Raw genomic sequence first — 19,879 nt, forward strand, 5'->3', positions numbered from 1 at the left:
CCCGCATTGAATCACAAACCCCTCACCAAAGGCGAGGGGTTTGTCAGCGGTCTGGCGTCGGGTTCCACCCGACGTTCCAGATTTTCAGCCCGCCGATCACCCTGGAACCAGTGTCATGTTCCTGCGTTCCCCGGGCATGCCCGTTGCGCGCCGTGCCGGGCAGGTCGCCCAGGCCACAACGGGAGTATGCACCTCATGCCTCGTAAAGTTTTGATCTTCATTGGTATTACCCTGGTCGCCGTCATTGGGCTGGGCGTCGCGGCATGGTTGGTCTGGCGGTCCGACATCCCCCGCACACTCCTGGCCGAAGCCGCTTCCGAGCGTCTCGGCCGGTCGGTTACGATAGGCGGTCTTGACGGTTCGATCGGGTGGGATCCGTATTTTACCCTGACGGATATCGCTATCGCCGGTATCGATAGCGATGAAGGACGGGAATTCCTGACGATTGAATCGCTGGAATTGCAACTCGACGGATCGGAGTTGTTGAAGCTGCAGGTCGCCTTTCATGTCATTCGGGTCATTAAGGCGGATCTCAACCTGCGCAGGCTGGAAGACGGTACGACGAACTGGGATTTTGCCGGAGCAGACGACAGCGAGGAGACGACGGAGCGGGATGAATTTCCGGTTATTCACGCCCTGATCATCGCAGACAGCCATATCCGCGTGGTTGACGACGCAAACGACGCCAGCTTTGACTTTCAGGTTGATGTGGCGAGCGGACAGGCGGAAACCGGCGCCCGGGGCATCAAGCTGACGGGAGAAGGCAGCATCAAGGATCGTTCCCTGACCGTTCAGTTTACAGGCGATTCCGTGCCGACCCTGCAGGACGAGGATGTGCCGTATCATTTGACGGCGTCTGTCGCAGCGGGTGACACAAGCCTTGAAGCCGATGTGACGCTGACGGCAGGCTTCAAGAGCTGGGATACGATAGCCGGTATTCATCTGAAAGGGCCGGATCTGGCTCAACTGTTCCCGATAACGGGCATTTCACTTCCCAATACGCCACCCTATGAACTGAAGGGCCGTCTCGCCCTGACCGACAAGCTGCTGCGTTTTACGGCGCTGCAAGGCCAGGTCGGGGACAGCGATGTTGCGGGTGACGTTGACATTAATCTTCGCGGCGAGCGTCCCGTGGTTGTGGCGGACCTCGCGTCGGACCGTCTTGATGTCGTTGACCTGCGGGCTATTATCGGGGCCGGTCCGGAGACGGCAGAGGGCGAGACTACGTCAGGAACGCAAGCGCAGGCCGCCAACGGCCGCGCCGCATCGGAGAGGGTTATCCCGGATGTTCCCATCGATCTGAGCCGGATGCGGGCGATAGACGCGATGCTTCAATACCGCGCCGGGCGCGTGCAGACCGAGAGTTTACCCATAGACGACCTGTCGGTTGCATTGTCGTTGCGGGAGGGCGTTCTCGAACTTCAGCCGCTCAAATTCGGTATGGGAAGCGGGACGCTGGAAGCCGACATTACCGTGGATGCCTCCGATGAGCCGGTTGCGACCAAGGTATCCATGGAAGTGACCCGGCTTCCGCTGGCGAAAGTACTGCAGACATTCGCGGACGACCTGGGCGATGCCGAAGACGCTGTTGGGGTCATGGGCGGCATTCTATCGCTGCAGGCTACAGGCAATTCCATGCATCGCGCGCTGGCCGGCGCCGACGGCGAGTTGCGCGTGGCCATGTCGGAAGGGCGGATTGGCGCTCTTCTGGTCGAAATCGCCGGCCTCGATATTGTCGAGGCCCTGGCAGTTGCCGTTACCGGTGAGGAAACGGCTGAAACCGTCCCCGTCCGCTGCGTCATCATGGATTTCGATATTGTGGATGGCGTGATGAAGGCCCGGACCCTGGCGGTAGATACCGAGGACACCCTCATCCTCGGTAAAGGGGAGATCGATCTGGAGACAGAGACTCTTGCATTGTCCCTGGAGCCACATCCGCGTGACGCAAGCGCCGCTACCGTGCGCTCTACATGGCTGGTTGAAGGGACATTCCGCAATCCGACCGTGCAGCCGGACAAGTCCGATATTGCCGCCCAGGTGGGCATTGCCGCGGCGCTTGGGGTATTGTTGACGCCCGTGGCGGCGTTATTGCCCTTCCTCGATCCGGGCGACGACCAGCCCAGTCCGTGCCGGCATCTGGGGGAAGACTCAGGCGCCGGCGCGCGATAACCGGCCACGATGCTTCCCGTAATGGCGCCCGATATACCGTAACGCTCTGGGCTACCTTTGGCCCCTGACGGCTCCCGCCGGAAAGAAGGTCAGTCCTTCGCGTCCTCGACGGCGCGCTTGGTGTCCTGAACGCCTTCGTCAATTGCCTCGCCGGCTTGTTCCGCCGGCCCTTGCTCCTCGCATCCGCCCAACATCATTGCGGGCGCGGCGATGACGCCGAATGCGAGCATGCCCGCTCTGAGTCTTTGAGAAAAAGAAATGGTCATGTTCGGTTCCTTTCGAGTTCCCGTGTCTTGTAATTGCGTTAACTGTCAGGGCCAAAAAAGGTTTCACAGCAAGGCCGTCGAAAGAAGGCGCGCCGTATTCCGAATCCGCCGCCGGATCGCGAAATTCTCGGGAACCTTCGCATGCGCTCGCCGTTGATTTGAAAACGCAGCCGATTTGACGTCAGGAGGATTGACGCGACGGTTGAGCGGCAATGTACGGCTTGCAACGGTCGGAAAAACACTAAAACCAAAGGAGTCTCGACATGAAATCCTTCAAGACGAGTTTAATTACCGCGGTAAGCGCCATGGCCATCATGGCCGCGCCGGCTTTCGCCGACAATGAAACGCGTGCGACAGGAAAGACCCCCAGCGCCGCAAGCGACACGAATGCTACCAATGCTACTGACGCTAACAGAGGGGCCGGCGCGTCTGACGCTACCAGGGGTGCTAACGCTACTGACGCCACCAGAGGCAGCAACGCTACCGGCGCCGCCCAGATGCGCGTAAAGGCCGACGATCTGGTCGGCAGGAATGTCACGAACGCGGGCGGCGAATCCATCGGCGATATTGAATCTGTGATTATCGACCAATCCGGCGAGGTTGCCGCGGTCATCGTCGGCGTCGGCGGATTCCTCGGTATAGGCGAACGCGAAGTCGCCCTCGACTGGAATGAACTGACGCTCAGCGGCGATGGCGGCGCTATTCGGACCCGCATGAACAAGGAACAAATGACGGCCCTGCCGGAGTACAGGTATGAACGTCCCGACCAGCGCCGCACTGCGTTTGTCGACCCTGCCTATCTCGACAGGCGCATGGAAACCGCGTCCAATACCGAATGGGTTGATGCGCGCGGGATGAAAGCGAGCAACCTGATCGGTTCAGAAGTGATAAATGCGCAGAATGAGACGATTGGCGAGGTCGAGGATCTTGTTGTCCTCGACGGTCGGACGATGCTGATCCTGTCTGTCGGTGAATTCCTGGGTATGGGCGGTCATTCCGTCTCCATGGACCTGGACAAGGCGAGAATCCACCAGCAGCGGGGCAGTACAGACGACCTGCGCGTATCCGTCAACATGAACAAGGAGCAGCTCAAGGCGCTTCCGAAGTACGACGAGACGACGTGGAACCAGCGTTGACATTGGCGCAGCCGGTGATCGCAACGCGATCGATGCCGGTTGGCAGCGGGAACGGCGGGGCACGATGTCCCGCCGTTTTTTTGTGTAGCGAGACGGCGGCGCAATCCTGCTTGTGAACGGGATCGGGGGCGATTCCGATGGCAGCGAGTACAGGCGCCGGTCCGTACAGGAACCGGATCCCCGCGATATCGCCCGGTTGCGGCAGGCGATAGTTCTCGCGGTACCGGAAGCTCATGACCGTATTATCCCGGGCGCCCGTATGGTCGAGACCGAGGATATGTCCGATTTCATGCATCGCAACATAGCGGAGATCGAACGATCCGCTGGCGCCGTCAAAGTCCGTTTTCCATGCGAGTTCAGGATTGAAGCAGATTGCCGCATGTCGAATCGGCGCAGGGGCCGGCGCCGCATGTCGGCTGGAGGCCCGCACCACATCCGCATAGGCGATACCCGACGGTTTTGCCTGAACGCCAATCAGGAAATCCACCGTATCGGGATCGGTTGCCTCCACGAACTGGATCGCCGCGGCAGTGCTCCAGGCGGAAAGAGCGGTGCGTATTTCGGAAGACGCATTCGCGAACGAAACATTGCCGCTGCCGAAATGCGCCGGAAAGGGCCGCATCTCCCGGCAATTGCGGCCGCCTGTCCGGGAAGTGCGGGTCTGCACAAAGGCATATCGCACCGTTGCCGGGAACCCGAACCGGTCCTCGCCCCATTTTACATGGCGACCGTCCAGCGACAGAAGCGCATAACCGTCGTTTTGAGCGGCGTCCCCGGCCAGGGCGGAGGAGGCCATTGAGGCGACGAACGCCAGCCCCAATATCCCCAATGCCGCCATTTTAAGAAAATAACGCCTAACAGGCATGCCCCCACCCCGCCGCAAACAATCCGCTTGATCAGACTTTCAGTCTCCTCCTCGTGTATAGGTGATTCGTTGAAAAACAATAAACGCCGATACTGTGTGTAATCCGGTCGGCATGAAAAAACCGTCCCGGGGATTGCCCGGGACGGTTTCCAAAAATGTCGCAGCCGTAATACGGCGGCGTGTTACGGAGTGCTACAGTTTGCGCTCCCAGGTACTGACCTGTTTCTCGGCCTCTTCTTTCGCGACGCCGTAACGTTCCTGAACCTTGCCAACCAGCTGATCGCGTTGACCTCCGATCTGGTCGACCTCGTCATCCGTCAGCTTGCCCCAGTTTTCGCGGGCCTTGCCGGAAAACTGCTTCCAATTCCCCTTGATCTGTTCCCAATTCATAGCCTTCTCCTGGTTGTGTGCGAGCACGTATCGGCTCATTTGACCAACGAAAATACCCGGGAGCGGGTTCCCGGTTTACGCCGACCTAACAGACTGATTTTTATCGAGTATATCGGCCAGCCTTTTGAATCTCTGTTCGATATCGTCCCTGTCGTTCGGTTCGTCGATTTCGGTCCTGAAGCTCCGATCGATCATTTGCGCCTGTCTGAAAATGGCGTTTTGCTGCTCTGCTTCCGTCGCAAACGGCGCAATCCGGATCAGCGCCTCCAGCAGGCGGATAACGACGGAAACATTACCCGGCGCGGTCTGGCGGATCTCGTTGAATGCAGAGGCCAGGAGGCCCCCGAATGTCAGCGGGTTCACGATGACGCGCACCGAGCCAGCATCGTCCAGCAGGGCAGGGGGCGGTGGTCGCCGCTTCAGGACCTCTGCCAATGCCGAACTGATGTTGTCGATACAGGCTATGGCCGTATAGGTATCGTTGATCCCCGGAGACAGGGCGCGCAATGCGATTTCGACAAGGGCATTCACCGCAAATTCCAGGTCCTGCACCATGGTGTGCGTCTGCCCCACAACCAGCGTATCGGCTACCGCACCGACAACATCCGCATTCGCGCGTGAGGCCGGGTGTACCAGAGCAATGGGTTCACCGGGCACGATGAAATGCCCCGCGCGGCATTCCAGCCACACTGTCACATTGTGCTCGACTCCCAGGACCATGAGCCGTTCATGGTCGATGGCCTGGATATACCCGTCCTGATTGCTGCGGACGGTGGCGGAATCGGCTGCCAGGTTTTCCCGCTCGGGGAGGGTGATGCTGTCCCGCTGCGCGTCGCCATCGTCACCGATTGCTTCGAATTGTGACTCGATCGCCTGGTCCAGCTCCCGGGCGACCTTCGCGATGATCGAATCCGCCTGAATGGAGCTGGCGATGTGATGGATGAAGTAAATCAGGATGCCGAAGCTGCCGATTGCCATGACCATCGCGGTGCCGATCGACAGATGCGGTACGATTTCTTCTTCATTCGCCTTGTGTATCGACCCGAGGGTGATCAGGGAAAAGACGAACGTTGCCAGGAATGTGCCCAGAACGATCTGGGTCACGCGGTCCTGCATGAAACTGGTCAACAACCGCGGACCGAATTGCGACGACGTCATGGTGAGCGCGATGAGCGTCAGCGAAAATACCAGACTCGTGACGGTAATCATGGAACCGGCTATCGTCGACATCAGCAGACGCGCCGCTTCCGGGCCGATCAGGAACAGGCCGCCCAGCTTTTCGAACAGCGCGGCGGGAAAATGCCGGTCGGCCATCAGGATGAGCTGCGAAAGTACGATTGCGCCAATCGTAATCACGGTGGGGACGAACCAGAAACCGGTCCGGATTTTGTAAATCAGGTAGCTGACTTTAGTTTTCATCGCGGTTCCGGTCTGGCGACAGGGCAAAGGCCTGTTATCGCCGGCGCCGCCGTGGCCCAGAGGCTGGTCCGGATCGTATTTTTATATTCGGGTCGAAACATACCGGCAGCGGGGGCCGCTGCCGGTATGGCCGGGAGACGTTATTATCCGACCAGCGACAGCCGGGTTTCCGACATACCGGGCTCGCTCAGTCGCTTCTGAACCGCTTCCCTGGCACGGAAGCAACGGGATTTGACGGTACCGACCGGAATGCCGAATTCCCGGGATACCTCCTCATAGGACTTCCCCTCGACGCCCACGCAATACAGGATTACGCGCTGCAGGTCCGGCAGGGCCATCATGGCCCTGCTGACGGCCCGGAGCATGACCGTGGCGGGCTGGGACGCCGATACGGACAGGTTGTCCAAGGCGGCGTCGGGGTCGGCGGGCTGTTTCCATTTGCCGTTTCGTCGCAGGTCGCTGACGTGAAGGTTATGCATGATCGTGAACAGCCAGGCCCGCAGGTTGGTGCCGGACTGGTACAGATGGGCTTTGGTCAGGCCCCGAACGACGCACTCCTGAACCAGGTCATCCGCAGCGGCGGCATTTCGGCAAAGCGCCAGCGCGTAACGTTGCAGGGAGGGAACATGTTCTTCGATCCGTTGTGCGACTTCGTTCATTTTTCGCTCCAATCAGTTTCGTGTTGGCCTCAAGGGGCGCATCGACGTCTTGATGGTGCGAATCTAGGCGGCGGATTTGACTGGCGAATGTCGCCAGCGAAACAATCGGGTAAATTTTGTAACAGCCGTCACCGGATTGTGGCGCATTAAAGGCGGACGCGGTTACAATGTGGCAGCGTAACGTCTGTTGCCTCTATTGCGCCCCTTTTCCGGCAGAAAATTGTTTCACTCGCTCGCGACGCGATCAAATTGAGCGTTTGCCGGTTTGTTGCAGGTGATTGATCGCCCATTGTACGCGATACCGCAGGGCGGCTGCATCGCTTGTGGCGTCCCTGCGCCCGGTAGCCTGGCGGGTCCGGCTCTGCCATCGTCGCAGGATTTCCAGCTTCGACGACCGGTCGAGCCGCGGATCCGAAACAACGTTTTCCGGCGAACCGAAAACACGCTTCGGATCGGTCAGGGCCTCATCGATACTGAACGGTCGCCAATTCATCAGGCTCTGTTTTCGTCACGTCTGGGGGGCGCCATAGCAACATAACGACATCGCCGCGGTGCCGGCGGCATGCATCGGGACAGATGCCGGGGATCCTGCTATAATCGAAAAATTAACGCCCACGCAGGGGGGCAGTTCCGCAAAAGTACGTCACCAGCTTGATTTAGCTGCGCAGGCGATAAAGGAGTCGTTGTTCGTTGTCGTTATCTCCGCCAGTTGTGATCAAACCGTTGCAATCAAACCACCACGATGTCGTACCATTTTGTCTTGGCGTCGTTCTGATTGCCGGTGTTTCCGTGTGCGATTACTGGCTTTCCGGCATGGTGGCGGTGGGAATAGGTCATGCGGCAGTTCCCTTGCTTGGCCTCGCTGCGCACAGGGCCACCGCCGCACTGGTCCTGGCGACGATGGCGACCATTGGCATCGCCGTCGTCGGCGCATTCGATGTCATGGAACGAGCGGGCGCCGGGGCACATATCAATCATGCCCTGGAAATTGTCCTGGTATGGGTCGTCGCCACACTGGTGTTTCGGTCCCATGGTGCCCGGGAAACCGAAAAGCGGGTGCATGAATTCCTCAATACGAAGGAGGTCTGGCAGGCTGTTTTCGACCAGACATTTCAGTTCATTGCCGCGCTGGATCTGAACGGAAAAATCGTTGAGGCAAACCAGACCCTCCGCGCCTATGCGGGTTTGTCAGAAAATGAAATACAGTCAATGTCCATCTGGCTGCTACCCATTTTTGAAAATGATTCCGCCGTACAGGAACGTCTGCAGACCGCCGTATTGAGGGCATCGGAAGGTAACTTCGTGCGGGAAGAATTTGTGGTGCACGGCGTCGGCGGCCAGCAAACCACAATCGATTTTTCGTTGAAATCGATCCGCGAGGAAGGCGGCCCGATCCGCCAGATTATCATGGAGGCCCGAGACGTTACCGAAGCGCGCATGCAGGATGAGATGCTGGTGCATGCGCAGAAAATGGAAGCCGTCGGCGCGTTGACCGCGGGGGTCGCGCATGATTTCAACAATCTGCTGACCGTGATTGTCGGCAATCTGGAGTTACTGGAAAGGCGGATTCAGGGCAATGAAAGCGCACAGAAGCGTCTAGACCGGGCCATCAGCGCCGCCTTCAGCGGCCAGGCGCTGACCCAGCAACTACTGGCATTCTCCCGCCGGCAACCGCTGAATCCGGTGGTTATCGACATTAATACCCTGCTGAACGGCATGAACCAGCTCTATGAGACGCTGGGCGACGATATCGACATTACCTTCGATCTGGCAGACGACCTGCCACCCACCGAACTGGATCCTATTCTGCTGGAAACGGCTTTGCTCAATATCGCTATCAATGCGCGTGACGCGATGCCGGAAGGCGGCAAATTGCACTTCCAGACGGCGCTCTCCGAATTCGAGGACGCGCGTCAGGGCGGGATAACGGAGATTCCGCCCGGTGAATATATATGTCTGAGCATCAGCGATACCGGGGAAGGGATTTCGCCCGACATTCTCTCCCAGGTATTCGATCCGTTCTTTACGACGAAACCGGAAGGCCATGGAACCGGCCTGGGACTCAGCATGGTATATGGGTTCGTCAAGCAATCCGGTGGCGACGTCAATATTTACTCCGAAACCGGTAAGGGGACCACGATTCGCATATTTCTGCCGACGACCGACAAGCCCCTGCCGGCGCGTGGGGAAACATGGCAAATTCCGGAACGCAGGGATAGCGAGGAAGACAAACTGGTTCTGCTCGTCGATGATAATGACGAGGTCAGGGAAGTTGTCCTGTCCGCCCTGCTGGACCTTGGCTGCCGGGTGGAAACGGCGGCCAGTGGCGATGCCGCCATAGAGTTGATCCGGGCGGGTAACGAATATGACCTGATTTTCACGGATATGGTCATGTCGGGCAATTCCGGCGGCACGGATGTCGCCCGCGCGGCCCGCGCGGCGCGGCCGAACGTGCCGATTATTTTCTGTTCCGGCTTTCCCCGCAAGATGCTGCAGGGCGAGGAGGCGGCGGTCGAGGGCGCATTTTTCCTGGCCAAGCCGTTTCACCAGGCGGTGCTGGTCGGCACCGTGCACCGGGCCCTCGCCAGGTCCGCCCGGCAGTCCGCAAAGGAATATCACGCACAGGTTTAGATATCTTTGGGTGATTGTGGGAGCCGGGGGAAAAAGGTAGAAGAAGAGACAGACTTTTGCAGTATGAGCTTATGTTAACCGTATTCATTCTCAATTGCAGGTTGTAGCACTGAAAATGACATCGAACAGTCCTTATATTATTGTCGTTGATGACGATGCCGATATCCGGGATATCGTTCAGGAGTATTTTTCTGAAGAAGGCTTTTCCGTCGCGGAGGCGAGCGATGGCGATGCCATGCGCAGTCTCATTGCCGATCGGATTCCGGATGTTATCCTGCTGGATTTGAAGTTGCCGGGCGAAGACGGCTTGACACTGGCGCGGGAACTTCGCCGGAATTATCCGGCCATCGGCCTCGTAATGATCAGCGGCAAGGAAGATGTCGTCGATCGCGTGGCCGGGCTGGAAGTGGGCGCCGACGACTACATTGTCAAACCGTTTCATCTTCGTGAATTGCTGGCGCGTGTTCGTAGCGTGTTACGGCGAAGTGAGACAACCCAGAATGGAAAACCCGCTTCGCCCTCGAAGGACGCCAATGGAAATTCAGGGACTGTGTCCGCGCCCCGGCGTGTGTACCGGTTTTCCGACTGGACCCTCGATGGCGACAGGCGGGTCCTGCTATCGGGCGATGGCGGGCCGGTTGAACTGACCAGCGGTGAATTCGATCTGCTGGCGGCGTTCATGGAACACCCCAACCGGGTCCTGAGCCGGGATCAACTGCTTGAATTCGCGCGAAAACGGGAATCGGAAGCATTCGACCGCAGCATCGATGTCCAGATCGGCAGGCTGCGCCGGAAGATAGAACGCGACCCGAAACGTCCGGCGCTGATCAAGACGATCCGGAATGTCGGCTATATGTTGAGCGCCGATGTCAAGGTCATGACCACCTGACAGGCCGGCCCGATGATCCGCAGCATTTGTTGTCCCCTCGAATAAAACGTCCTCTCGACCCAAAGGTTTCAGCAATCGGCAATGCGTTCGAGACGATGCCGGTCCAGGACCACGATCCTGCGCCCGTCAATCGCCAGCAGGGACTGCTTCTGGAAGCGGTCCAGCGAGGCGGTAACCCACTGGCGGGTGGCGCCGACCATGTTGGCGAGTTCCTCATGGGTGAGGGAACGGTCGATAAGGGTGCCTTTCGGTATCCGCGCGCCATCCAGTTCGCACAGGGTCAGCAACAGCTGCGCCAGCCGTTGCAGGACAGAGCGTGTTCCCAGCATCTGCACCAGGGCTGAATAACACTTGCCCTTGAACACCAGCCCTTCGACGAGCCCAGCGGCAAGGCCGGGCAATTCCGCCATCAACCGCCGTAATGACGCGCCCCGCAGATGGAGCAGCCGGCTGTCCGTCATGGCCGTGGCCGACCACATGTGATATCCGCCGCCGAAGATTTCCGGCCCGCCAACGAAATGCCCCGGCGTCCAGTAGGCCAGCGTCAATTCCCGCCCCGAAGGGCCATGATAGAAGGTTCGCACGCTCCCGCTTTCGATCACATAGATGCCGTCATGGGCGTCGCCCTGGGCGAAAACCTGTTGATGGGCGGATACGGCAATATCGTAGCCGACATCGCGGACACGTCGATACTCGTCGCCCGAAAGGCGCGCCAGAAAATTCGGACGCTCCGTAATGTCGACCAGTGTTTCGGTCAGATAGAGCGCCGATGCGGGATCGTCGGAGCTTTTGGGAAGCCCTGCGGGAGTATCTTTCATGGTTGTCTCCGCTGTTGGCGTGGCCGGCTGGCGGCGTAGGTGGCGACAGCCTCGATTTCGTGCTCGGAAAGTTTCGCGGCGACCGACCGCATTACACCTTCGGGGTCGTTTGTCCGGCTGGCGGTCTGGAAATCGCGCAGCTGTTTTGCGATATAATCCGGATGCTGGGCCGTGATGTGCGGATAGCGCCCCGGATCCGCGCCATCGACGTGGCAGCCTGCGCAGGCGGGCAGGTCCCGGGCGGGATCGCCGTGATGAAAGATCTTCGCGCCCGAGGGAAAATGCGTATCGGCGGCAGGGACGATGGGTTCCGGCGCCGCCTGACTGCTGAAATGCCGGGCGACGACAGCAATTTCCGACGCCGCCAGAAGCCCCGCATTGTCAGCCATGACGCTGTCGTCATTCTGGCGGCGCTTGGCGCGAAAGTCCTCGAGTTGCTTGACGAGATAGCGCTCCGGCTGGCCCGCCAGGCGGGGAAACTTCGGCATGCGGCTGATTCCGTCAAGACCATGGCACATGGCGCAGGTTTCCCATGGCTGCATGCCGCTGGTATCGATCATATCGGCCAGGATCACAGCCGGCCATGACGCCGCAACGACGATCGCGAGGAACAGGGGCTGCATCATCCTTCAGTTCATCTTGTGGCCGGAATGGCCGCCATGCGACATGCCGCTGGACTTCCTGACCATGGCTTTGAACGACAGCGTTCCGCCCTTGGCCATATGCAGGTTGATATCGACGGCATCGCCTTCCTTTAAAGCCGCATTCGGATGCATGAGCATCAGATGAAATCCGCCTGGCGCCATTTCGAGCATGCCGCCGGAAGGCAGGGTGATTTGATCCTGCCGGGTCATCGTCGCGACGCCGTCGACGATCCGGGAGTGGTGGATTTCCACATTCATGTATTGGGGACTGTCCGCGCCAACGACACTGGCCTCCGCAGCGGTGCTGTTGTGCAGCGTCAGATAGACGGCATGCATCTTCGCGCCGTTCGGGGCCAGGGGGACCCATGCATCGGACACCATCGGCATTTCCCCGGCGAATGCCGACAGGGAGGCAAATGCATACAGGCCGACAGCCATGGACAGATAACGCTTCGGACGGGACGATGGCATCTTGGTATCTCCTGTTTTCCTATGTTTCCGACTGCTCGAAAAACCGCAGCGCCTTTTCAAACTTCGTCGTTGTGTCGTCCGGGTCGAGCGGGGGCTGGAACTTTCCAAACAGGCGGCCCTTCGGGTCGATCAGGAAGATTTCCGCGCTGTGATCGACCCCGTAATCGCCGTCGCTGTCTTTGGGGCCGAGCCGGTAGAAAGCGCTGAGTTGTTTCGTGATCCGGTCAATCTCGCTTTTCGGGCCGGTCAGCCCCACGAAATCATCGCTGAAAAACGCGACATATTCCGCCAGCAGTGCCGGGGTGTCCCGGGCGGGGTCGACGGAAAGAAACACGAATTGCGGTTGTTGCGCCGGACCCAGCCTTTCCCGCATCCGGTTTTCGACCTCTGCCAGGTTGCCCAGCATGAAGGGGCAGACATCGGGACAATGCGTGAAACCGAGCGCCAGCAGCGTCCATTTTTCCCGGGCGGTCGCGGGGACGACGACGGATCCGTTTGCATCGGCCAGCGACACGGCATCAATCGGGACAGGCGCTGCAAGGGCGATATCGGCCAGTTCGTCCGGAATGCCGCCATCGCGCTGCAGGACGACACTTCCCGCAATGGCGACGCCGCCAATCAGAATCAGCGCAGCGACGAGCAGGAGGGTTTTCCCGGCGGCAGGCATCGTGGCCCCTAGTTCCTATTCTGCTGTTCGAACGCTTTCAGCGTTTCGGCCCGAATGGCATCGATGCAGCGCTTTTTGATCGCGATGAATTCTTCCTCGGTGGCGATTTCAACGTCTCTCGGCCGTTCCAGGGACACAGTGATATCGGCGATGATCCGCCCCGGGCTGGCGCTCATCACCAGGACCCGGTCCGCCAGAAAGATCGCCTCATCCACATCATGGGTAATGAACAGGACCGTGTTGCGGAACTGGGACCATATCTTGAGCAGGTTTTCCTGCATCATGACCCGTGTCTGGGCATCGAGGGCGCCGAACGGTTCGTCCATCAGCAGGACACTCGGATAATTGGCAAGCGCACGGGCGATGCCGACACGCTGTTTCATGCCGCCCGACAATTCCTCGGGATAACGGTTGGCAAAGGCGCTCAGGCCGACCATGGCAAGAAACGAATTGGCGGTGCGGACCGCTTCGGTATCGCTGTGTTTCGCAAGTCGCGGCCCGAAGGCGACGTTCTCCAGGACCGTCTTCCAGGGAAACAGGGAGTATTGCTGAAAGACCATCCCGCGGTCCGGCCCCGGTTCCCTGACCTCGTCATCGTCGATCAGGACACGCCCCGTCGTCGGTTCGATGAACCCCGCCACGGTATTCAGGAGGGTCGATTTACCGCAACCCGACGGGCCGAGGATGCAGACGAATTCGCCCGGCTCGATGGTCAGATGGGTTTTCTCGACCGCGCGGTTTTCGGATTTTCCCTTGCCGAAAACGATGCTGACATCGTCGATGACGATACGGCCCTTGGATATATCGCTGACGGGCTTTGCGGCGATGATCGTCTCAATGTTCGAAACGGGTTCCAGCATGACGTTTCCTGTTTCTATGCGGTCTGGGTTGAAAATGTTGCGGAGCCATCGCCGGCGGGAACGGTACGGCGCCGGGCCAGCAGGCAAACGGGGATGACAAGAAGGAGAAAACCGCCGACTGTCATGACGTCGCCAAGCGGCTCCAGCCATAGCGCGAGGGAGGTGCTCATCCCCATCATGGCAAGGCTGACGACCCATGTCGGGGTCGCGCAGCACACCACCCAGCTCAGTGTGGCGCTGCTCAGCCCGACAAGGGCTGCGCCGCCCGATACGGAGGCAGCGACCGCATTCGTCCTGGGACCCGCAGCGCAGGCGGATTTCTTCGGCCGCATCAAAAGGACAACGAAGCTGGCGACCAGCGCGGCGACGATCAGGATGATGAACAGCTTCGGCGGTATGACATTCATGGCCCATTCGGAGATGCCGTTGCCATAGTCGTAATTCATGTAGCCGATCTCCAGCAGCCATTCCTCGCTGACGATCCCGACCGCGTCCGACAGCGACGGCGTGCTGGTGAGGATGTGCCAGACATTCCGGGGCCAGTTGTAAACCGTCACATAGTTCGGAATGTTGCCGAACCGGACCAGCATCGTGGCGAGGAGCCCGAGATAGTAGACAACGACAAAGCCTGTCAGGGTGCCGCCCCATACCCAGGGGCGTTCCCGGACGGCCTGTTTCAGTCCGCTCGCAATTGCGTTCATCAGTGTTTCTCCAGTGCCTGCCACCGCAGGAACGGTTTTGTCGCCAGGCGCACCAGATAGGTTGAAAGCGTGCCAAGGCCGCCGATTACCAGCATGCCGACGACGATGTTGTCGTATTCGATCAGCGAATAGGCTGCCCAGGTGAAGTACCCGATGCCGTATTGCCCGCTGATGATTTCCCCGGCCAGCAGCGAAAACCAGGAGACGCCCATGCCGATGGAAAGGCCCGCCGCGATGCTCGGTAGCGACGATGGAATGACCACATGCCAGAAAATTTCCATGTTGCTGGCGCCCAGCGAGCGCGCCGCCCTGACCAGCACGGCGGGTGTCTGTTCCGCGCCAAGCGCGGTGTTCAGGACGATGGGGAAAAGTGCGCCGAGGAACGTAATGAAGATGATGCTGGATTCTTCCGTCGGCCACATGAGGATCGCCATCGGAATCCAGGCAACGGCGGGGATGGGCCGCAGGACCTCGATATAGGAAATGAAGAAATCTTCGGCCAGCTTCGAGCGGCCCATCAGCAGCCCGATGACGATGCCGATAACGACCGCGAAGCCATAGCCAATGAGGATACGTTTAATACTGACAACGATATGAATATAGAATTCCGACGTCTGGATATGTTCAAGGAAGGCAATGAAAACAGCCGCGGGATCGGGCACGTTTGCAAAATTCATGATGTAGTTGAAATTGTATTCGGTGAGGAGATGCCAGAAGGCGACGGCGATCACCAGCGCCCCGATGCGTATCGACCAGCGTTTGGCGGCCCGCGGGACCTGAAACGGTTCAGAAGCGGTGGCTTTGACGGCAACCGGATCGGCAGCTGCGCCTGTCGATAACACCGCCTGATCAGGTGTCGTTGCGTCAGGATGGACCTGGCTGATACGCGATGCGCTTTGTTGTGCAGACATTCGGTTCCCTTTTTCCTCTACCGCGAAGCGGCGGGAGATAGCCGTATCTCCCGCCGTAACAAGACTGGCAGCGACGTTTATCCGGTTGTCATGCCGACGGCTTCTTCAAACCCGATGACCTTGCCGCCGATCGTGCCGGCATAGGCATCGGCGTCCTGCTTACGCAGGAAGGCTGTCATGGCGCCGTCCTTGCCCTGAACATAGAACGCCATCTTGCCGAACAGCTTCAGCCCGGTCGCCTTGTCGTAGACGTAGGTCGCATTCAGTTTCTGCGCGACCGTTCGGAATTCCGCGACGGCTTTCAGGAATTCGCCAATGGTTGCATAGGTCTTGATGCCATCCTTGGCGTGCCAGATTTCCAGTGGAAGATCGGCATTCTCGACCTCCGGGTCATATATGTCCGCGAGGTCCTTTTCGTAGTCGAGCGACTTTTCCTTGTAGGCCGCCCGGATATAGGTATCGGTAATCCATTCGTTGAAATCGAGTGGCGGGACCTGCTGTTCGCGGGCGAGCACGCCGTGATTGAATTTCAACGCGTCGACCCATTTCTCCTTGATTGTCGGTTCGAGGGTCAGGTGGCCACCCTTGCTGAAATAAAGGTACTGGACCTCCTTTTCGACACCGGTCCATTTTTCCAGGTTTTCCGCGGCCCGCATCGGGTCTTCGCGAACCCAGTCGCCGGCATCAATCACCGCCTTGAGGAAGGCAATGACGACCTCGGGATATTCCCTGGCCAGTTCCTGGCGCACGACGACGCCGTGGAGGTAGGGAATAGTTGTTTCGCTGCCGTCATAGATTTTGCGGCCCGTACCCCGGAACTCCATCAATTCGGACCAGGGACAGAAATCGGCATGGGCGTCGATCTTGCTCGTGGCGATATTGGCGGCGCCGACAGCCGGGCTCTGGTTCTTTATGGTGATTTCCGAACTCGGAATTCCGGCATCCTGAAGCGCCTTCAGGGTCATGCCCCAGGCGGCGCTGCCGACGGGAACGGAAATTTCCTTGCCGCGCAGTTCCTCGAATTTGTAAATCGACGACGAAACCGGAACGACGACCGCGTTGCCCGACCCTTTCAGGTTATAGCCCGTACCGGCGACATAGAGCGTCCGGAGGCTTTCGGTTTCCTGGAACTTGGCGCCGTTCACGATGAGCGGATAATCGCCCATGACGCCGATGTTCAGTTTGTTCGCCAGCATCTGGTTGGTGATCGGTCCGCCCGAACTGTAATCCGCCCAACGGACATTGAACGTGGCATCCTTGTATTTTTCGGTCTTCGCCAGTTCGGCCAGCTGCTGGTCGAGCAGGCCAAGTTCCTTGACGATAATGCCTGCCGTATATGTGTCGGTACACATGCTCTGGTGCCCGACGCCTATGTTTATTTCCTCGGCGATAACTGCCACCGGCGCGAATTGCGCAAGCCCGACGGCACCCACCGCAGCGATCAAGATGCGTGATTTGTACATATCGCTACGCCTCCTTACCCGTGTCGGGTGATACGCCTTGTATTACCCTTGCCAATAAGGTCTGCGAGCGGCGTGCCAACCGATTGAAGCAACCCGAAAATCAAAGGCAAGCACATGGAATCTTTAAATAATAGGAACTGAGCAATGACATTGAGAATCTTGCGCGTGTACCGAACCTGCTCAAATTCTCGGCACATTTGCGAATGGGGTGTTAATTCTTGGTCAGACCCGGTGCGCCATATAAAGACAAGTGTCCCGGCGAGGGGGCCGGAAACGGGCATGATTGTACCGCCGCTCCGCCGTGTCCGATGGCCGAATGCGTTCCTGTTTGCCAAAATTCCAGCGTATGGAAACCCGGGTCAGCGCAGCTTTCTGATCGTATCCAGAATGGCCGGGGAGTCCCATTTCCGATCGCCGATGGCGCCGTAATGGATGCGTCCATCGGGTCCCACGACATAGGTCGTCGGCAGGCTCTGAATCTGCCAGGGGTCGAAGGTATCCGACTCGATATCCACCAGGACTGGAAATGTCACGGGCCGATGTTTCAGGAATCGCTGGATCTTCTCCGGCGTATCGCCAAGATTCACCGCGACAAGCACGATGCCTTCCTGACGCAGGGTCGACCAGGCCTTCTCGAATACCGGCATTTCCTTAAGGCAGGGCGCGCACCATGTCGCCCAGAAATTTACGACGACGACGCGGCCGCGATACGATCCGATATCGAATGTGTCTCCGTTCAGGAGCGACAGGCTGAGTGGCGGCGCCTGCGGCTTTTCCGGGAATTCGACGAGCGGAAGGCCTTCCGCCAGTGGCCGGTCCGCGATGGAAAATACGGTCAGCAGGACGACGATCGCCGATGCGGCTATCCTGAACCGGTTTACCAACGGGGCACCAGAACCTTGAAACGATAGGCGTTCGGTATGCCGTACAGGTATTCGAAATCCACCGGCTTGCCGGATTTCATATAGGCCACCCTCGTGACGTGAATGACCGGCCGGCCTGGCGCCAGGCCAAGCGCGCCGGCGATTTCGTCGTTGGCTTCCGCGACATCGATCAGGAAATCCGCATGGCCAAGGTCGTCATCCAGCAGGTCGCCCAGCAGTGCATAGACGTCGTTCGCCGACAGGTCGCATTCGGACAGTTTCCGGCCGAGCGGCAGGGGAAAATAGCTGATGTCGAAGGATAACGGGTTTTGATTCAGGTACCGGATTCGCTTCAGTTCGAAAACGACCGTACCGATATCGAGGTCGAGTGCATCGGCCACGGAGGCGTCAGCGGCGACCTCGCGCGCCGAGACGACTGCCGAGCGTACGATATGGCTGGACTGTTCGACGGCTTCGGCGAGGCCCTGCAGCCGCCCGAGGTCCTGCACGACGGCGGGTCGTGTGACAAAGTATCCTTCACCCCGACGGCTCACGATCAGGCCGTCGTCCTGCAAGCCGGTGAGAGCGCGGCGAACGGTGACCCTGCTGGCGCCGAACAGGTCCATCAGATCATGTTCCGACGGTAGTTTTTCCGAGACTCCATAAGCGCCGCCAATAATACGGTCGCGCAGGCTGTTTCGGATCTGAAGATACAGCGGCTGCTTCTTCGGTTCGGTGGCCGGTTCGACCTGCGTGCGCAGGGCTCCGGATACAGGAGTCATCGGTATCCCTCCAACCGCAAGCGACGCCCCGAAATGTTATGGGGGCACTACGCCGCTGCGATCCTTCCAATTGCCCAGCGAACATTCTTGCGAACATCCGGATCCGGGTCTTCCAGGGCTTTCTCCAGATACGGCAGTGCAACGGAATCGGCGATTTCGCCAAGCGCCGCGGCGGCATCCTTGCGCAGGTTGCTGATCGAATGTTCCAGGGCAGGAGCGATGAGCGGAACCGCACGCGCGACGCCAAGCTTGCCGAGGCTCCGGATGGCCTGGACCCTGACCTGCCAGTACGCATCGTCCAGAACACCGATCAGGCCGTCGATTCCTTCGGTACAGCCGATCTTGCCGATGGTTTCGGCCGCGATCTCCCGGACCCGCCATTCGCTATCCGCGAGCCCCTTCACAAGCGCTTCCGCAATGATGGGAAGGCGCGAATAAGCCAGTGCGCCAAGCGCGGCGCGCCGCACCTCCGTGTCCTGGTCGCGCGACGCCACGATAAGTGCGTGCAGCGATTCTTCCAGTTGCAGATATCCGAGAACGCCAACCGCCTGAATGCGCACTCCCGCCACGGGGTCGGTCAGGGCATTCAGGGCGGGCATCAGCGAATCCGGATGCCGCAATTCCTTCATCGCCAGCAGTGCTTTCTCCCGAACGAAGGCCTTTTCGTGAACGGTGAGGGGCAGCAGGGGGACGGCTGCCTCAACGTCTTTCAGCTCCGCAAGGCTGTACGCGGCCGCCTCCGCGACTTCCCGGGAGGGGTCCTGCAAGGCGCCCGCCAGACCGGCCGACACGACGGCGCCGTCGAAATTTTCCAGTACGCGCGCGGCCTGCAGACGTACTTCATCGCTGGGGTCGGACAGGGCGGCGACGATATGCGGGACGACATCGGTGTCCGCCGTCTCCGCCATATCCATTACCGCAACCTGGCGGATCTTGGGGTCGGAATCGCCCAGTTTGTCGAGGATGTCGTCGATATCTTCAGATGAATCGAAAGGTTCGAATACGCTCATATGCCTTTACCTCAGAAGATAGGGGATGCTGACGGTCACGGCGCCTGTGGGGCAATCGGCTTCGCAGGGCATGCAGTACCAGCATTCGTCATACTTCATGTAGGCCTTGCCGGATTCCTCGCTGATCCGCAGCACGTCCAGCGGGCAGACATCGACGCAGACGGTGCAGCCTTTTTCCGCAATGCATTTCGATTCATCGACCGTCACGGGGACGGTGGTTGGCGTATTGGCGATTGGCATCGTTTTCTCCTGAAACTCTATGGAA

At 59.2% G+C, this 19,879-nt stretch carries 22 protein-coding genes; 4 read left to right on the plus strand and 18 right to left on the minus strand.

Annotation, left to right across the window (positions count from 1 at the left end):
* The first annotated feature begins 195 nt into the window (after positions 1–195).
* Positions 196–2,169, plus strand: a complete 1,974-nt coding sequence (locus WD767_05070) for an AsmA family protein (protein MEX2615445.1) — start codon at positions 196–198, stop codon at positions 2,167–2,169.
* Positions 2,170–2,258: 89 nt separating this feature from the next.
* Here WD767_05070 and WD767_05075 read toward each other — a convergent pair whose 3' ends face one another.
* Complete coding sequence (locus WD767_05075) at positions 2,259–2,435, minus strand: hypothetical protein (GenBank protein MEX2615446.1); 177 nt, start codon at positions 2,433–2,435, stop codon at positions 2,259–2,261.
* Between the two features lie 263 nt (positions 2,436–2,698).
* Here WD767_05075 and WD767_05080 point away from each other — a divergent pair, with 263 nt between their 5' ends.
* Entirely contained in the window at positions 2,699–3,571 is an 873-nt protein-coding gene (locus WD767_05080) for a PRC-barrel domain-containing protein (GenBank protein MEX2615447.1), read from the plus strand.
* On the opposite strand, the gene WD767_05085 is transcribed toward WD767_05080, so the two are convergent.
* The 5 genes from WD767_05085 to WD767_05105 form a co-directional block, all read right to left on the minus strand.
* Positions 3,525–4,436 carry a matrixin family metalloprotease gene (locus WD767_05085; protein MEX2615448.1) on the minus strand — a complete coding sequence of 304 codons (912 nt, stop codon included), beginning with the start codon at positions 4,434–4,436 and terminating at the stop codon, positions 3,525–3,527. The genes WD767_05080 and WD767_05085 overlap by 47 nt on opposite strands.
* A 192-nt stretch (positions 4,437–4,628) precedes the next feature.
* The gene (locus WD767_05090; protein MEX2615449.1) at positions 4,629–4,826 is read right to left on the minus strand and encodes a CsbD family protein; all 198 of its coding nucleotides are present in this window, start codon (positions 4,824–4,826) and stop codon (positions 4,629–4,631) included.
* 75 nt (positions 4,827–4,901) lie between these two features.
* Complete coding sequence (locus WD767_05095; protein MEX2615450.1) at positions 4,902–6,245, minus strand: DUF2254 domain-containing protein; 1,344 nt, start codon at positions 6,243–6,245, stop codon at positions 4,902–4,904.
* A gap of 143 nt (positions 6,246–6,388) precedes the next feature.
* The gene (locus WD767_05100; GenBank protein MEX2615451.1) at positions 6,389–6,904 is read right to left on the minus strand and encodes an RNA polymerase sigma factor; all 516 of its coding nucleotides are present in this window, start codon (positions 6,902–6,904) and stop codon (positions 6,389–6,391) included.
* Between the two features lie 244 nt (positions 6,905–7,148).
* Complete coding sequence (locus WD767_05105; protein ID MEX2615452.1) at positions 7,149–7,397, minus strand: hypothetical protein; 249 nt, start codon at positions 7,395–7,397, stop codon at positions 7,149–7,151.
* Positions 7,398–7,753: 356 nt separating this feature from the next.
* Here WD767_05105 and WD767_05110 point away from each other — a divergent pair, with 356 nt between their 5' ends.
* Positions 7,754–9,535: an ATP-binding protein gene (locus WD767_05110; GenBank protein MEX2615453.1), complete on the plus strand. Its 1,782-nt coding sequence runs from the start codon at positions 7,754–7,756 to the stop codon at positions 9,533–9,535.
* Between the two features lie 115 nt (positions 9,536–9,650).
* On the plus strand, positions 9,651–10,424 hold the full coding sequence (locus WD767_05115; GenBank protein MEX2615454.1) for a response regulator: 774 nt from the start codon (positions 9,651–9,653) through the stop codon (positions 10,422–10,424).
* A 68-nt stretch (positions 10,425–10,492) separates the two neighbouring features.
* Here the strand turns inward: WD767_05115 and WD767_05120 are convergent, their stop codons facing one another.
* From WD767_05120 to WD767_05175, 12 genes are all read right to left on the minus strand, one after another.
* Positions 10,493–11,242 carry a Crp/Fnr family transcriptional regulator gene (locus tag WD767_05120; GenBank protein MEX2615455.1) on the minus strand — a complete coding sequence of 250 codons (750 nt, stop codon included), beginning with the start codon at positions 11,240–11,242 and terminating at the stop codon, positions 10,493–10,495.
* Complete coding sequence (locus WD767_05125; protein MEX2615456.1) at positions 11,239–11,868, minus strand: c-type cytochrome; 630 nt, start codon at positions 11,866–11,868, stop codon at positions 11,239–11,241. The genes WD767_05120 and WD767_05125 overlap by 4 nt, the downstream gene beginning before the upstream one ends.
* Positions 11,869–11,871: 3 nt before the next feature.
* Positions 11,872–12,357, minus strand: coding sequence for a copper chaperone PCu(A)C (locus WD767_05130; GenBank protein MEX2615457.1), 486 nt, complete (start codon positions 12,355–12,357; stop codon positions 11,872–11,874).
* 19 nt (positions 12,358–12,376) lie between these two features.
* On the minus strand, positions 12,377–13,024 hold the full coding sequence (locus tag WD767_05135) for an SCO family protein (GenBank protein MEX2615458.1): 648 nt from the start codon (positions 13,022–13,024) through the stop codon (positions 12,377–12,379).
* A gap of 8 nt (positions 13,025–13,032) precedes the next feature.
* Positions 13,033–13,884, minus strand: a complete 852-nt coding sequence (locus WD767_05140; GenBank protein ID MEX2615459.1) for an ABC transporter ATP-binding protein — start codon at positions 13,882–13,884, stop codon at positions 13,033–13,035.
* Between the two features lie 14 nt (positions 13,885–13,898).
* The gene (locus WD767_05145) at positions 13,899–14,585 is read right to left on the minus strand and encodes a hypothetical protein (protein ID MEX2615460.1); all 687 of its coding nucleotides are present in this window, start codon (positions 14,583–14,585) and stop codon (positions 13,899–13,901) included.
* Positions 14,585–15,496: an ABC transporter permease gene (locus WD767_05150; protein MEX2615461.1), complete on the minus strand. Its 912-nt coding sequence runs from the start codon at positions 15,494–15,496 to the stop codon at positions 14,585–14,587. The genes WD767_05145 and WD767_05150 overlap by 1 nt, the downstream gene beginning before the upstream one ends.
* Before the next feature lie 77 nt (positions 15,497–15,573).
* Positions 15,574–16,848, minus strand: coding sequence for an ABC transporter substrate-binding protein (locus tag WD767_05155; protein ID MEX2615462.1), 1,275 nt, complete (start codon positions 16,846–16,848; stop codon positions 15,574–15,576).
* Between the two features lie 470 nt (positions 16,849–17,318).
* On the minus strand, positions 17,319–17,843 hold the full coding sequence (locus WD767_05160; protein MEX2615463.1) for a TlpA disulfide reductase family protein: 525 nt from the start codon (positions 17,841–17,843) through the stop codon (positions 17,319–17,321).
* Positions 17,837–18,604 (minus strand): GntR family transcriptional regulator, encoded by a 768-nt coding sequence (locus WD767_05165; protein ID MEX2615464.1) that lies wholly within the window; start codon positions 18,602–18,604, stop codon positions 17,837–17,839. Before WD767_05165 ends, WD767_05160 begins: the two co-directional genes overlap by 7 nt.
* 47 nt (positions 18,605–18,651) lie before the next feature.
* A complete protein-coding gene (locus WD767_05170; protein MEX2615465.1) occupies positions 18,652–19,614 on the minus strand; it encodes a HEAT repeat domain-containing protein in 963 nt (320 codons plus the stop codon).
* Between the two features lie 6 nt (positions 19,615–19,620).
* Positions 19,621–19,854 (minus strand): ferredoxin family protein, encoded by a 234-nt coding sequence (locus WD767_05175; protein ID MEX2615466.1) that lies wholly within the window; start codon positions 19,852–19,854, stop codon positions 19,621–19,623.
* Positions 19,855–19,879 lie beyond the last annotated feature (25 nt).

It is taken from the genome of Alphaproteobacteria bacterium (assembly GCA_040905865.1).
Classification (GTDB): domain Bacteria; phylum Pseudomonadota; class Alphaproteobacteria; order UBA8366.